A 14,146-nucleotide genomic window follows, 5' to 3' on the forward strand; every position below is an offset into this window, starting at 1 on the left:
GTTGACGTTTTTATTGATTTTGTTCAGTTTTCAATGTTCAATCTACCTTTAATCTCTTCAATAGACATTAACCATTTTACTACTCTTGATTTTAAATGTCAATAAACCATTATATCTTTTCTCGATATTGTTTTTCGCTTTTCAGCGGCAACGTTTACTAATATAACACTCTGCAATGAACACGTCAATACTTTTTTGCTTTTTTATTTGAAAATATAAATTTGAATAGCTGCCAGCATGCAAATGCCTGGCAGCCCAAGAAAACCTGCTATCAACGCTGTCGTAATGTTCATTGGAATATGCAGACCAGCATGGTTAACTAATACATTTATTATATATAGAGAAAAGGCACCTATAATTATTTTTTTACAAACTTGTGCTGTAAACAATAGTATCGGTCTCACTCATCATCACACTCCCTTATTATCTTATGGGAGCTCTTTATTCTTTTATGCGTATATGACGTTTTTTTGCTTCTTTGAAAAGGAAAAAGTATTTCGCCTGTGCTGATTTTGTCTGTGCCTCTAGCTCATTATTTTGTTCAAAACTAAGTCGGAGCAGTTCCCGGTGTTGAAACCATTCTTTTTGAGACCGATTAAGCAATTCAATCAATTTCTCATCATATGTTTCGTTCATCTTTTGTTTTTTTCGAAAAAACATAGTGAATCCTCCTATAGCTCGCGGCGGCCTTCGATCGCTTTAGACAATGTCACTTCATCTGCATACTCAAGATCGCCGCCAACTGGCAGACCATGGGCAATACGGGTTGTACGGATACCAGATGGTTTTAAGAGACGAGAAATATACATAGCAGTCGCCTCTCCTTCGATATTTGGATTTGTCGCCAGAATGACTTCTTTGATCGTCTCATCCTGTAGACGCTTCAAGAGATCAGGTACATTGATATCTTCTGGTCCAATTCCTTCCATTGGAGAGATAACACCGTTCAACACATGATACAGACCATTATATTCTTTCATTTTCTCCATTGCGATGACGTCTTTTGGATCTTGTACAACACAGATTATACTCCGGTCACGCCGCTCATCCTTACAAATTACACACGGATCCTGATCGGTAATATGGCCACATACAGAACAATAACCAAGATCTCGTTTTGCATTAACGAGTGCTTTAGCAAAATCGAGCACGTCTTCTTCTTTCATATTTAAAACAAAAAAAGCCAGGCGAGCCGCAGTTTTCGGCCCAATGCCCGGCAGTTTCATAAAGCTGTCGATCAATTTTGTAATTGGTTCAGGATAGTACATCCCTTAATGCCTCCTTTTTAGAAAGGAAGGTTCATCCCTTTCGTAAACTGTCCCATCTTCTGGTTTGTTTCGTCCTCAACTTTTTTCAATGCATCATTGACTGCCGCTAGAACGAGATCTTGTAACATATCGATGTCTTCTGGGTCCACCACTTCTTCTTTGATTTGTACATCAACAATTTGTTTTTGTCCTGAAATGAAAATTTTTACCATTCCGCCACCAGACGATCCTTCGAATGTTTGTTCCGCCAGTTCTTCCTGTGCTTCCTGCATTTGCTTCTGCATTTTTTGCATTTGTTTCATCATATTTTGCATATTCCCGCCACGCATCATATTCATCATCCTCCATGTAATTTAGTCTTTAATTTCAAGAAAATTCTCACCAACAAGCTTCAACGCTTCTGAAACGAGCAGATCCTCTTCTTCCTGCACATCACTGTTAGATGATTCGGAAGGCAGTATATACGTACCATCTTCTTTTTGTTTTTTCAAAAAAGAACGGCGTATGTCAAGCCAAGACGCTTCTGGTACGACAAGAGGACGGTACGGTTTGCCTGTCAGCTCATTCAATATTGTTGAAATGGAATCCATAAACGCTTTATTATCTGAAGCCATTTGACAATGGATTTCATATTTAAATTTTAACACAAATGAGTCGTTTGAAGCAGCGACTGGTTCTGCATCATTTAAAAGAGCCGCCTGCGAACGCATTTGACGTTCATTTAAGTAGCCAATCATACTGCCCCAGCGGCTTTTAATATTTTGGATGTCCTGCTTTGTTGCCTCGGACAAAACTTTCTCAACTTGCGGCACAGCTACTTTAAATTGAGCACTCGAGCGAGCTGGTTTTTTTACAGTTGGACGCACTGCCTCCGACTCCATTGTAACTGTTGGTCGATTTTTCAACTCTTGCACTTCCCGCTCAAGTCTGTTTACTTTTTCGAGCAACCCTTCCATTTCCCGTACAGACGTTACAGATTCGTCCCTTACATTCATTCTGCACATCTTCACAAGTGCCACTTCAAGGTAGATACGGGCATGATTTGTAAATTTCATATCCTGCTGCGTTTTATTTAATGCAGCAATATAATCATAGATTGCGTGCTCAGAAAATTGACTAGCCATTTCAACAAACTCTTCATCAGCCGTCGTCCGTTCAAGTGACTCTTCAAGATCTGGTGCCATTTTATATAGAAGCATATCACGGAAATACAAGATAAAATCTTCTATAAAGCGGATCGGATCTTTCCCTTCCATAAGGAGACCATGAAGCGTCTGCACTACTCCGGCCGCTTGCTGTTCATGGACGAACTTGGCAATAGTATTCAGCTTTCCTTGGCCAACTGTACCGGTTACAACGAGCGCGTCTTCTTCCTTCAATTGGTCACGGCTATAAGAAACCGCCTGATCTAGAAGACTAAGCGCATCTCTCATTCCCCCTTCTGCTGCACGGGAAATAATCGGCAGCGCTGCTTCCTCGAATGCTATACCGGTTTCATCTAAAATAAGTTTCATCCGTCCTGTAATCGCCTGTGCAGTAATTCGTTTAAAGTCGAACCGCTGACAACGAGAAATAATCGTTAATGGAATTTTATGAGGTTCCGTTGTCGCCAAAATAAACATGACATGTCTTGGAGGTTCTTCAAGAGTTTTTAAAAGGGCATTAAAGGCACCTGTTGAAAGCATATGCACTTCATCAATAATGTACACTTTATACCGGACAGAACCTGGAGCATATTTTACTTTATCACGAATATCACGAATTTCATCGACCCCATTGTTTGAAGCCGCATCAATTTCAATTACGTCTTGAATTGATCCGTCAGAAATACCGCGGCAAGATGAACATTCATTGCATGGTTCAGCTGCCGGACCATTTTCACAGTTGACCGCTTTTGCCAAAATTTTAGCCGCACTCGTTTTTCCTGTACCACGTGGACCAGAAAATAAGTAAGCATGTGAGATTTTATCTTGAAGGAGAGCATTTTGAAGCGTTTTCGTTATGTGCTCCTGCCCAACGACATCTGCAAAGTTTTGCGGCCGCCATACACGGTATAATGCCTGATAACTCATTGTCTTCCTCCTTCACATTCCTCGTTCTATTATAAACGAACATACACACCTTTACTATTATAAAGAAGCAACAAAAAAAGACATCCGGCAAGCCGGACATCTCTTTTCATTATGTATACCGTGCACCTTCTGTCGACTGCTAATCATAGGCGTTACTTAAGCAGTTAGCTCAGCCCAGGCTCCCCCACGGCACATGAGAAAGTCCACTTAATGCTGCTTCCTTCCGGACCTGACATGGTTCATGGGTTCTCATTGCGCAGGACCCGGGCGTCAACGCCACTTACAAAAGGCAGACCCTACAATTAAACAGCCTCGAGAAGGAATTCAGTTCCGCTAGAGCGGATTGCGGATACAGGGCACCGCTACCTCCCCACTTAGCACGGCAAAGATAATTATACTACCAAGCGCGACAAAAAGCAATGATTGTACTATTCTTTCATCTTTTGCTTCTGTTCTTTTTTCTTTTGACGCAAGTCCCGGAAGAAAGTTGTCAGCAGCATCCCGCATTCTCCCGCCAATACGCCAGATACAACCTCACAACGATGATTAAACCGGCTGTCATCGAGTAAATTCATCAATGTGCCCGCACATCCCGCTTTCGGATCGACAGCTCCGTACACGACTCGGTCAATACGCGATAATAAAATCGCTCCGCTGCACATCGGGCACGGCTCCAATGTAGCGTAAAGTGTCGTCTCTTCCAGCCGCCATGATCCCACGGCTTCACACGCTTTTTCAATGGCTAAAAGTTCTGCATGAGTAACAGCATTTTTCGTCGTTTCCCTTAAATTATGGGCAGACGCGATGACTTCATTGTTTTTTACAATAACCGCTCCGATCGGCACTTCACCAAGTTGCTCTGCCTTCTTTGCTTCTTCTATTGCCAGTTTCATAAAAAATTCATCCATTTTTCATGATCCTTTCTGTCAAAATTCAGGTAATACTCTGGAACAAGGAGATTTAAAGATGGAGTATAAATTCGCCTTGATTATTGTGGATATGATCAATGATTTTAATTTTCCAAAAGGCAGGCTACCGTCCCATCCATTTTAACGCTAAAAAAGTACTGTCAGTCGAATGATATACCCTTCGTTTATGTGAATGATCAGTTGCGAAAAGCTGATCTAGGTCTTATTATCGATCATACTCAAAGTGACTTGAGCGCTCCTATTATACAGCAAATGAAACCGAATCGTAGCGATTATTTCCTCATTAAGCCGAAACATTCTACTTTTTATGGGGATAATTTAAATAAACTGCTTCAAGAATTCAACACAAAGGCGGTCATTGTCAAAAGTGGGGGCGGAAATATATGTGTTCTTTTCATGGCGAACGATGCATATATGCCCCGAAAGATGTGATCGCACCTGAGCGTACCGTATTGAATGAATATGCACTTGAAATGATGAAGACCGTTTTAAGTGCAGATATTCCTCTGTTCCTTAATTAATTAATGTAATAAAACAGCAGTCATAAATAACGTACTTTCTTTGTACAAATAGTACAGAGAGGGGGATACGTTTTTGCATATTTATGTGGTCAAAAGCGGCGATACGTTATTTCAAATCGCAAGACGATATGGAACGACTTCACAGACGATCAGCCAGGCAAATCAATTGCCAAACCCCGATCGTCTTGTTGTCGGTCAAGCTCTCGTCATTCCAGTGTCCGGAAAGTTCCATGTCGTTGTTGCTGGTGATAGTCTTTGGAGTATTTCTCAAAAATACGGGGTAACGGTAGAGGAATTAGCACGATTAAATGGTTTGTCGCAATCTGTCCCTCTGCAAATTGGAAGAGAGCTACGTATTCCAAGGGCACCGAAAACACAGGCAGAGTTCACGGGTTATATTCAACCTTCTGCTTCCGGTTATTCTGCAGCACTTTTAAACAGCGCTCGCGAAGCCGCTCCTCATTTAACGTATTTCGCGCCAGTCAGCTTTAACGCGAGACGGGATGGTACACTAGAAGAACCCGCAATTCAGCCATTGCAGCCAGTTGCCGAACAGAATGGTGTTGTCCTCATGATGGACATCACCAATCAAGAAAACAATCAGTTCAGCGACGAGCTTGGCCGCATCTTGTTAAATGATGAAAAAGTACAGCAAACGCTTTTGGACAACATAAGCCGTATCGCCCGCCAGTCTAACTTCAGTGACATTCATTTTGACTTTGAATACTTACGCCCAGAGGACCGTGAAGCATACAATCGTTTCCTGCGGCGAGCAACAGAGCGATTCCACCGGGAAGGGAAAACAGTATCAACAGCGCTGGCGCCGAAAACGAGTGCAAACCAGCCTGGAAGATGGTATGAGGGGCATGATTATAAAGCACATGGGGAAATTGTCGACTTCAGTATCATTATGACATATGAATGGGGATACAGTGGTGGGCCGCCAATGGCAGTGTCACCAATCGGTCCTGTTCGAAACGTATTAACATACGCTTTAACTGAAATGCCTGCTTCCAAAATTGTGATGGGGCAAAATCTATACGGTTATGACTGGACTCTTCCATATAAGCCGGGCAATCCCCCTGCCCGAGCAATCAGCCCGCAGGAAGCGATTCGCCTCGCTGTTCGATATAATGCATCCATTCGCTATGATCGTGTAGCTCAAGCACCCTATATTGACTATACAGATGAAAACGGACGTCTTCATAAAGTATGGTTTGAAGATGCCCGTTCGATTGATGCAAAATTTTCATTATTAAAAGAACTGAAACTGCGAGGAATGGCCTATTGGAAAATTGGTCTGTCCTTTCCACAAAACTGGCTACTGTTATCTGATCGATTTACTGTTATCAAAAAATAAAAAAATGTCCATCTGGACTAATCCAGGTGGACATTCGTATCTTTAACATGTAGTTAATTATATTAATAATGGAGGAGGGAAGGGGATTCGAACCCCTGCGGGATTTGACTCCCCTGTCGGTTTTCAAGACCGATCCCTTCAGCCAGACTTGGGTATCCCTCCGTATCGACAAGATTTAATTTATCATAAAATAAATAAATACGTCAATACATTTTCAAATCTTTTTTACAGATCGTTAAAAATTTCGTTTCGCCTTTTCTTTGAGCGTGTTTAGGACACGGTCAAGTCGTTCATCTGCTTCTGCTGAGATTAAATATTGATTATTTTCTGTATACTCAATTTGTGTATCAAGTACATATGCGCCGCTTAATATATCCGTCGCACCAAGCGCTGACAGCACCGGTTTCAATGCATAATCAATGACAAGCAAGTGTCCAAATGAGCCGCCTAGAACGAGTGGCAAAACCGTTTTGCCTTCCAGCCCTTTTTGCGGAAGCAAATCGAGATACGTTTTTAAAATACCTGTGTAAGCTGCTTTGTAAACAGGTGTCAGTACAACAACGACTTGTGCGGATTCTACTTTTGCATTCGCTTCAAGTATTGCTTCACTTTGATAATTAGCTTGAATTAGATCAGCAGCAGGCAGATCATGCACATAAATCGTATCTGATAAAAGGCCTTCCTCTTGAAAAAAGTGGTCTACTTTATCAAGAATTCCTTTTAATCTGGATTTTTTACTGTTTCCTCCATAAATAATGACTGCTTTCGTCATAATTTTCCACCCTTTCTTCTCCATTAAATTTGATCAAAAAAAGTACACACCATTAAAAGAAACAGTGTGTACTTTCAGTTGTCTGATCAATAATGCTACAGTATATACTTTTATTGTAACCAGCATATTATATATCCGATTATCTCTATGAATATTATCATATATACTCTTTCATCTTTCGTCAACCTTTTCCTAAAAATGAAACAAGCAGAACAGTCTCTCTAAAGAATATTTATTTTTTTGTAATGCGCTCTTTACCACCCATATATGGGCGAAGCACTTCTGGAATGATGACACTACCATCTTCCTGCTGATAATTTTCAATAATTGCCGCGAACGTACGGCCAATCGCAAGACCAGAGCCATTTAACGTATGCACTTGTTCAGGTTTACCTGTTTTTTCGCGGCGGAAACGAATATTCGCACGACGCGCTTGAAATCCTTCAAAATTTGAACAAGAAGAAATTTCACGGTACGTATTGTAGCTTGGAAGCCATACTTCGATATCATATTTTTTTGCGGCAGTAAAACCGAGATCCGCTGAACACATATTTAACACACGGTATGGAAGTCCAAGCAATTGAAGTACTTTTTCCGCATGACCTGTTAATTTTTCAAGCTCCGCATAAGAATCTTCTGGTTTCACAAAGCGCACCAATTCAACTTTATTAAACTGATGTTGGCGGATTAATCCGCGTGTGTCCCGTCCTGCAGATCCTGCTTCGGAGCGGAAATTTGCACTATATGCCGCATAACTAATTGGAAGATCGTCTCCATTTAAAATTTCGTCGCGATGATAGTTCGTCACCGGCACTTCTGCTGTCGGAATTAAGAAATAATCTTCCGCTTCCACTCGAAACGCATCTTCTTCAAATTTTGGCAGCTGTCCTGTACCTGTCATGCTTGCCCGATTGACCATGTAGGGAGGCATCATCTCTGTGTAGCCATGCTCTTCCGTATGCAAATCCAGCATAAAACTAATCAATGCGCGTTCAAGCTTTGAACCTGCCCCTTTGTAAAATGTGAAACGGCTTCCTGTCACTTTGCCCGCGCGTTCAAAATCTAAAATATCAAGATCTGTCGCGACATCCCAGTGCGGTTTCGCTTCAAAATCAAATTCACGGATATCTCCATGTCGGCGCACTTCGACGTTATCATCTTCTGATTCACCAGCCGGTACGCTTTCATGCGGAATGTTCGGCATGTTGAGAAGAAGGCTTTCAAGCTTTTCTTCCGTTTCACGAAGCTCTATATCAAGTGTTTTAATTTTTTCACCAACTTCACGCATTTCGACGATCAATGAATCGGCATCCTGTTTTTCTCTTTTTAAGCGGGCGACTTCCTGTGATACACTGTTTCGCTTGCTTTTTAATTCTTCCGTCTGTCCAAGCAAATCTCGCCGTCTTTGATCCAGTGCTTCAAAGTCTTCAAACGCACTCATATCTTCGCCTCTAAATTTTAATCGTTCTTTCACCTCAACAAAATTTGAACGCAAATACTTCATATCCAGCATGTACAATTCCTCCTTTTAGAAATAAAAAAACTCCCGCCCCTCATAAAAGGGACGGAAGTTTATATTCCGCGTTACCACCCAGATTGAAAGCACACTGCTTTCCTCTTAACTTCGTTTTAACGGCCTGCGCCGGAAAATGCTTACTCTTAAGTTCAGCACTCCGCTCCAGAATGGATTCACACGTTTTTTACACCAGTTTGCACCATCCACCGGCTCTCTTTTAGAAAAAAAGCATGCTACTCGTTTCCTTCATCGCGTTTCACTATTCAATTCATGTCTAATTTACACTACTTTTCACGAAATCGCAAGTGCTGCTTTTGCCTCTTTTGCCATGCCAATAAAGTAATCGGCAATCCGATGATCATTTGTCAGTTCAGGATGAAATGAACAACCAAGATAGTGGCGATCGCGCGCTGCGACAATACGGCCATCGCACTCCGCCAATACTTCCGTCCCACCACCTGCTGATACGATATGAGGGGCACGGATGAAAACTGCATTGTAATCATCCCCTATATCTTTAATGAACAGCTCTGCTTCAAAGCTTTCTTTTTGACGGCCGAATGAATTGCGCTCTACCGTAATATTCATTAATCCTAGATGCGGCTGATTGTAGCCTACAATGTCACTTGCAAGCAAAATAAGTCCCGCACATGTACCAAACATCGGCCGGCCAGATTCTCCAAATGAACGCAGTGGCTCCATAAATCCGTACCGGTCAATCAAGCGACGCATCGTCGTGCTTTCACCGCCTGGTAAAATCAATCCATCCAGCTCATCAAGCTGTTCCGGCCATTTAACCACAACCGCTTCTGCTCCATTTTCTTCAATGGAACGGACGTGTTCACGAACAGCACCCTGCAGTCCCAAAACACCTATTTTAACCATTACCAGCCGCGCTCCTGCATGCGCTGTTCTGGTGCAATTTTAGATATTTCGATTCCTTTCATCGGCTCACCAAGTTCTTTCGATAGCTCCGCAATTAATTTGTAATCCTGGTAATGAGTTGTCGCTTCCACAATTGCACGCGCAAATTTTGCTGGGTTGTCTGATTTGAAAATACCAGAGCCAACAAATACGCCGTCTGCGCCAAGCTCCATCATCAATGCTGCATCAGCCGGTGTTGCAATTCCGCCTGCGGCGAAGTTTACGACTGGAAGCTTGCCTTCTTTTTTAATTTGCAAAAGCACTTCAAATGGTGCACCGAGTAATTTCGCTTCTGTCATAATTTCATCATCGTTCATATGAACAAGCTTGCGTACTTGCGCATTCACTTTGCGCATATGACGAACTGCTTCAACAATATTTCCTGTACCAGGCTCACCCTTCGTACGAAGCATTGAAGCACCTTCACCAATGCGGCGTGCTGCTTCACCAAGATCACGACACCCACAGACGAATGGTACTGTGTATTCACTTTTTAACAAATGATATTCTTCATCTGCTGGAGTTAATACTTCACTTTCGTCTAAGTAATCAACACCCATCGCTTCAAGTACACGCGCTTCGACAATGTGACCGATACGCGCTTTTGCCATAACCGGAATAGTCACAGCGTTCATCACTTCTTCTACAATGCGCGGATCTGCCATGCGGGCAACGCCGCCTGCTGCACGAATATCAGAAGGTACACGCTCAAGCGCCATAACGGCTACCGCGCCTGCTTCTTCCGCAATTTTGGCCTGCTCCGCATTGACAACATCCATAATAACGCCGCCTTTTTGCATTTCAGCCATTCCCCGTTTAACACGATCTGTTCCAATGTTCATTGATGATTCCTCCTAGTCTTAATGACAAAGTATGATTTTTTATAAATTTCATAAATCATACTAAACACGAAAAATCACCTTCTGTCAATAGCAGAAGGTGATTTTCATTAAAACCAACCAGTTACTTTATCAACGGTCCAGTTCCATCCACCGGCAATCCCGCCGCCAATCGCACGTATCGAAAGGGTAAGCCAGTTAGCCTTTTTTATTTTTTCAGCTGTCTCTACTTGTGTCTGACCGGCTGATTTCAAAAATGAAACTGCTGTTCCTTGATCATCTTTCACTATAACAGAACCAACCACTTTTCCCTTTTCAACAGGTGCTGTCAGCTTTCCTTTTTCATCTAAATCCGAACTATTAAACACTAAATTCGCTTTATATTTCGTATTTGAACCTTTCTGCACCCAAATTGTAATATCTGACTTTGTTTGGATCTTTACTTCTTTCTCTTTTCCTTTTTGAATGGGCAACGTTTCATTACCTTTTATTTGATTTCCAGCTGCCACAATCTCTTGACGTTCAAACTGACCAAATCCATAATCAAGTAATTTCTTCATTTCTACAAAGCGGGCATTATACGTTCCTTCCCCCTTAGCATTCGTCGCATCCATGACCACGGCGATCAGCTTCTGGCCATTTCGCTCCGCTGTACCTGTAAAACAGTAGCCTGCAAAATCAGTCGTGCCTGTTTTCAAACCTGTCATGCCTTCATACTGAAAAACAAGTGATGGAAGCATCCAGTTCCAGTTTTCCATGGCAATCTCATCTTCTGTGCCTTCACGGAATTTCTTTTTTGGTATGCCCGCTGTTTCCAGCACTTCCGGATAATCTTTCATTAAACGATAGGCAAGCGTTGCGACATCACGTGCAGACATCATATTCTCATCCGTTTCGCCGCCCTTCGAATGATGTCCTTTTAAATCTTTATTGTTCAAGCCAGTCGCATTCACGAATTTATATTGTTCTAAACCAAGTTCTTTCGCTTTTTCATTCATCTTTTTGACAAACTCTGCTTCGGATCCTGCAATTTTTTCAGCAATTGCAATTGTTGCGGCATTCGCAGAGTAAATCGTCATTGCCTCATATAATTCTTGCATGTTATACGTTTCATTTGCACGCAGCGGCACATTTGAAAGACTGCGATCTTGCGAAACAGTATATACATAATCAGATACTTGATATGTATCATCAAAGCTGATTTTCCCTTCTTTTACTGCTTCAAGGAGCAAGTATTCGGTCATCATTTTCGACATACTTGCTACACCAAGGAGTTTTTCTCCATTTTTTTCATATAAAATCTGTCCGGTGTCCGCATCAATTAAAATGGCCGCTGAAGCGTTCACATCAAAAGCCGCATTTACTTTCATTCCACTTGGCGTCAACAAACTAATTAATAACATTACGCTCAAAAAAGCAGCGCCAATCCGATACCCATTTCTCTTTTTCACACTAAAAAACCCCTCCATCTGTTATGTCACACTTTCGTTATTGTACCACACATTTTCAATGGAAAAACAGACGCGAAACGACCTAAATGTCTTATAATAAAACGTGGAGGTGTCCAGGATGAAAACATTTGTAAGAAAAGCTATACCAGAAGACGCTTCTTTCTCTGTACCGCTCATTTTAGAAGCAATCGGAGACATTGCATATCGCCTGACCGGAGAGACAAATAAGCAGGCGGTTGAGACTGCGTTAATGAAACTATTTATACGTAGTGACAACCGCCATTCATACCGTTACACATACATTGCCGAAAAAAATGGAACTCCAGCGGGCATTCTCGTTCTATATTATGGAGCAGAAGCGGTCGAGTTAGATCTAAACTTATCTAGCTGGCTGAATGAAAAGAAAGCAGTCAGAGTGAGTCTGGACAGGGAAGCTCATCTAGATGAATGGTATATTGATACCGTCTGCGTTCATCCTGATTTTCGAGGTTCTGGCATTGGCACTGCACTTCTTACATATGCAGAGCATACAGCAGCAGAGCATGGAGACAGCAAACTTTCGCTGAATGTCGAAACAAAAAAGGAAGCCGCGATCCGCCTATATGAACGGATTGGCTTCTCTATTACAGAACCATGGACTATTATCGGTGATTCTTTTCATCACATGGTAAAGCACCTATGACTATGAATAAAAAGACGCCTGTCCCAAGTGGACAGGCGTCTTATCTTATACGGAATAGTTTGGTGCTTCTTTCGTAATTTGAACGTCATGCGGATGACTTTCACGAAGACCAGCACCTGTCATGCGGATAAACTGGCTGTCCTCACGAAGTGCATTCATGTCTTTCGTTCCGCAGTAACCCATACCTGAACGAAGTCCACCTGTTAATTGATACAATGTATCTGAAAGCGGACCTTTGTAAGGGATACGGCCTTCAATACCTTCTGGGACGAACTTTTTCGCATCTTCCTGAAAGTAACGATCTTTGGAGCCTTTTTCCATCGCGCTCACAGAACCCATACCACGGTATACTTTAAAACGACGTCCCTGGAAGATTTCTGTTGCACCTGGGCTTTCCGTGGTACCAGCAAGAAGACTTCCAAGCATAACGGCAGTTCCACCTGCAGCAATCGCTTTAACGATGTCACCAGAATACTTGATTCCTCCGTCTGCAATGATTGCTTTTCCATATTTACGTGCTTCTGTTGCACAATCATATATCGCAGTAATTTGCGGTACACCCACGCCTGCTACAACACGTGTTGTACAAATAGAACCAGGACCAATTCCCACTTTCACAACGTCTACGCCTGCTTCAAACAGTTCACGCGTTGCTTCCCCGGTTGCTACATTACCAGCAATAATGTTCAATTCTGGGTAAGCCGAACGAATTTCTTTTACCGTTTCAATGACGCCTGCCGAGTGACCATGCGCTGTATCCACCACAATAACGTCTACCTGCGACTTTACAAGCTGTTCAACACGTTTCATCGTATCGCCTGTTACACCAACAGCGGCACCCACAAGAAGGCGCCCTTGAGCGTCTTTAGCTGAATTAGGGAACTCGATAACTTTTTCAATGTCTTTAATCGTAATCAGGCCTTTTAATACGCCCTGGTCATTAATTAGTGGGAGCTTTTCAATTTTATACTTTTGAAGAATTTGTTCTGCTTCTTGAAGCGTTGTACCGACAGGAGCCGTAACAAGATTTTCTTTCGTCATAACATCTGTAATCAAAATTGAATAATCTTGAATAAAACGCAGGTCACGATTTGTTAAAATACCAACAAGCTTTTGCTCTTCCTGACTATTCACAATTGGCACTCCTGAAATACGGTATTTGCCCATTAAATGTTCAGCGTCAAACACTTGATGTTCCGGTGTCAGAAAGAATGGATCACTAATAACGCCGCTTTCAGAACGCTTTACTTTATCTACCTGTTCTGCCTGCTGCTCAATGCTCATGTTTTTGTGAATAATTCCAAGACCGCCTTGACGTGCCATTGAAATGGCCATATCTCCTTCTGTTACTGTGTCCATACCAGCACTAATCATCGGGATATTCAATTTCAAACTTGGCGTAAGTTCTACCTTCAGCGATACATCTTTAGGAAGAACCTCTGATTTAGCTGGCACAAGCAATACATCATCAAACGTTAACCCTTCTTTTTTAAACTTATCTTCCCACATATTTAAGCCTCCCTGACCGAAAAATATTATTAGTAGGTTATCAATTGAAGCGGTATACTGTCAAGGTTCAAGTTATATGTTAGATTTTTCGGAATGTTCAAACTTATATCCGAACATTAAAAGTAAACGCTTTATCACTGTATTCACGAAACAAATCCCTTCTATAACAAATATCCCACAATAGCTTTCCACAATATTTTCTGTCCTCATTATAATGCCCCAAAGAAAAAATCCCAACAAAAAAGACAACTTAATGATCTAAGTTGTCTTAACTTGCCAGGCGGCGTCCTGCTCTCACAGGGG

General features: G+C 42.0%; 16 protein-coding genes, 1 tRNA gene, 1 other RNA gene and 1 other annotated feature. Of the genes, 4 read left to right on the forward strand and 14 right to left on the reverse strand.

Features of this window, described 5'->3' with window-relative positions; translation table 11 throughout:
* Window positions 1-203: 203 nt before the first annotated feature.
* The 7 genes from BLL40_RS16455 to tadA form a co-directional block, all read right to left on the reverse strand.
* Window positions 204-404: a pro-sigmaK processing inhibitor BofA family protein gene (locus BLL40_RS16455; RefSeq protein ID WP_073712930.1), complete on the reverse strand. Its 201-nt coding sequence runs from the start codon at window positions 402-404 to the stop codon at window positions 204-206.
* A 37-nt stretch (window positions 405-441) separates the two neighbouring features.
* Window positions 442-660: a YaaL family protein gene (locus tag BLL40_RS16460; protein ID WP_073712931.1), complete on the reverse strand. Its 219-nt coding sequence runs from the start codon at window positions 658-660 to the stop codon at window positions 442-444.
* An 11-nt stretch (window positions 661-671) separates the two neighbouring features.
* Window positions 672-1,268: a recombination mediator RecR gene (gene recR, locus BLL40_RS16465; protein WP_073712932.1), complete on the reverse strand. Its 597-nt coding sequence runs from the start codon at window positions 1,266-1,268 to the stop codon at window positions 672-674.
* 17 nt (window positions 1,269-1,285) lie between these two features.
* Window positions 1,286-1,597 (reverse strand): YbaB/EbfC family nucleoid-associated protein, encoded by a 312-nt coding sequence (locus tag BLL40_RS16470; RefSeq protein WP_073712943.1) that lies wholly within the window; start codon window positions 1,595-1,597, stop codon window positions 1,286-1,288.
* 24 nt (window positions 1,598-1,621) lie between these two features.
* Window positions 1,622-3,340 (reverse strand): DNA polymerase III subunit gamma/tau, encoded by a 1,719-nt coding sequence (gene dnaX / locus BLL40_RS16475; RefSeq protein WP_073712933.1) that lies wholly within the window; start codon window positions 3,338-3,340, stop codon window positions 1,622-1,624.
* 118 nt (window positions 3,341-3,458) lie between these two features.
* Window positions 3,459-3,723, reverse strand: an RNA gene (gene ffs / locus BLL40_RS16480) — signal recognition particle sRNA large type.
* Window positions 3,724-3,768: 45 nt separating this feature from the next.
* Complete coding sequence (tadA, locus tag BLL40_RS16485; RefSeq protein WP_073712934.1) at window positions 3,769-4,248, reverse strand: tRNA adenosine(34) deaminase TadA; 480 nt, start codon at window positions 4,246-4,248, stop codon at window positions 3,769-3,771.
* 174 nt (window positions 4,249-4,422) lie between these two features.
* Here tadA and BLL40_RS17940 point away from each other — a divergent pair, with 174 nt between their 5' ends.
* The 3 genes from BLL40_RS17940 to BLL40_RS16495 all read left to right on the forward strand — a co-directional run bounded on the left by BLL40_RS17940 (window position 4,423) and on the right by BLL40_RS16495 (window position 6,150).
* Window positions 4,423-4,701 (forward strand): isochorismatase family protein, encoded by a 279-nt coding sequence (locus BLL40_RS17940; RefSeq protein WP_245797990.1) that lies wholly within the window; start codon window positions 4,423-4,425, stop codon window positions 4,699-4,701.
* Window positions 4,653-4,790 (forward strand): hypothetical protein, encoded by a 138-nt coding sequence (locus tag BLL40_RS17945; protein WP_245797989.1) that lies wholly within the window; start codon window positions 4,653-4,655, stop codon window positions 4,788-4,790. The genes BLL40_RS17940 and BLL40_RS17945 overlap by 49 nt, the downstream gene beginning before the upstream one ends.
* A gap of 73 nt (window positions 4,791-4,863) precedes the next feature.
* A complete protein-coding gene (locus BLL40_RS16495) occupies window positions 4,864-6,150 on the forward strand; it encodes a glycoside hydrolase family 18 protein (RefSeq protein ID WP_073712935.1) in 1,287 nt (428 codons plus the stop codon).
* A gap of 69 nt (window positions 6,151-6,219) precedes the next feature.
* Here BLL40_RS16495 and BLL40_RS16500 read toward each other — a convergent pair.
* From BLL40_RS16500 to BLL40_RS16525, 6 genes are all read right to left on the reverse strand, one after another.
* Window positions 6,220-6,312, reverse strand: a tRNA-Ser gene (locus BLL40_RS16500).
* Window positions 6,313-6,385: 73 nt separating this feature from the next.
* Window positions 6,386-6,922: an NADPH-dependent FMN reductase gene (gene ssuE / locus BLL40_RS16505; protein WP_073712936.1), complete on the reverse strand. Its 537-nt coding sequence runs from the start codon at window positions 6,920-6,922 to the stop codon at window positions 6,386-6,388.
* Between the two features lie 232 nt (window positions 6,923-7,154).
* Window positions 7,155-8,435: a serine--tRNA ligase gene (gene serS, locus BLL40_RS16510; RefSeq protein ID WP_073712937.1), complete on the reverse strand. Its 1,281-nt coding sequence runs from the start codon at window positions 8,433-8,435 to the stop codon at window positions 7,155-7,157.
* A gap of 44 nt (window positions 8,436-8,479) precedes the next feature.
* Window positions 8,480-8,697, reverse strand: a binding site (T-box leader).
* 32 nt (window positions 8,698-8,729) lie between these two features.
* Window positions 8,730-9,323, reverse strand: coding sequence for a pyridoxal 5'-phosphate synthase glutaminase subunit PdxT (gene pdxT, locus BLL40_RS16515; RefSeq protein WP_073712938.1), 594 nt, complete (start codon window positions 9,321-9,323; stop codon window positions 8,730-8,732).
* Window positions 9,323-10,204, reverse strand: a complete 882-nt coding sequence (pdxS, locus tag BLL40_RS16520; protein ID WP_073712939.1) for a pyridoxal 5'-phosphate synthase lyase subunit PdxS — start codon at window positions 10,202-10,204, stop codon at window positions 9,323-9,325. The genes pdxT and pdxS overlap by 1 nt, the downstream gene beginning before the upstream one ends.
* Window positions 10,205-10,311: 107 nt before the next feature.
* Window positions 10,312-11,652 carry a serine hydrolase gene (locus tag BLL40_RS16525; protein WP_173799941.1) on the reverse strand — a complete coding sequence of 447 codons (1,341 nt, stop codon included), beginning with the start codon at window positions 11,650-11,652 and terminating at the stop codon, window positions 10,312-10,314.
* Between the two features lie 118 nt (window positions 11,653-11,770).
* Between BLL40_RS16525 and BLL40_RS16530 the strand changes: the two genes are divergently transcribed.
* On the forward strand, window positions 11,771-12,334 hold the full coding sequence (locus BLL40_RS16530) for a GNAT family N-acetyltransferase (protein ID WP_073712941.1): 564 nt from the start codon (window positions 11,771-11,773) through the stop codon (window positions 12,332-12,334).
* 45 nt (window positions 12,335-12,379) lie between these two features.
* Here BLL40_RS16530 and guaB read toward each other — a convergent pair whose 3' ends face one another.
* On the reverse strand, window positions 12,380-13,843 hold the full coding sequence (gene guaB / locus BLL40_RS16535) for an IMP dehydrogenase (RefSeq protein ID WP_073712942.1): 1,464 nt from the start codon (window positions 13,841-13,843) through the stop codon (window positions 12,380-12,382).
* Window positions 13,844-14,146: the final 303 nt, after the last annotated feature.

It is taken from the genome of Domibacillus mangrovi (genome assembly GCF_001906925.1).
In the GTDB taxonomy this organism is placed as follows: Bacteria; Bacillota; Bacilli; order Bacillales; family Domibacillaceae; genus Domibacillus; species Domibacillus mangrovi.